Consider the following 362-nt stretch of genomic DNA (forward strand, 5'->3'; position numbering starts at 1 on the left):
GCTGTTGAAGACGACGCTGGAGAAGAACGACGGGACGGCGCAGTCGACGATCTCGAAGGCGAAGGCGGCGGTCGACAACATCGGCTGATCCGGCGGTAGTTGTCGGGGATTTACGTTTCACGGGGGTTGTGGTGTCGGGCTGGGATCTGAAGCCGCAGGGTATTCAGGGTGTGCTGAAGACGACGGGTGAGACGGCGTCGCACATCGAGACGCATGCGAAGAACGCCGTGCTACCGATGATCGGGGCCGCTCTCCTCGCCGCCAGGGGGCGCACCGTCCTGCGCAATGTCCCCATCATCGAAGACGTCCGCCGCGCGGTCGAGCTCGCCGAGGCCGTGGGCGCGTACGTCGAGCTGCACGAG

1 pseudogene is annotated in these 362 nt (G+C 65.5%); it reads left to right on the plus strand.

From position 1 onward, the window contains the following. Positions 1–146: 146 nt before the first annotated feature. Positions 147–362 (plus strand): annotated as a pseudogene (locus AB0C16_RS41020) (hypothetical protein); the annotation flags it as partial.

Source organism: Nonomuraea sp. NPDC048916, from assembly GCF_040649575.1.
Lineage (GTDB): Bacteria > Actinomycetota > Actinomycetes > Streptosporangiales > Streptosporangiaceae > Nonomuraea.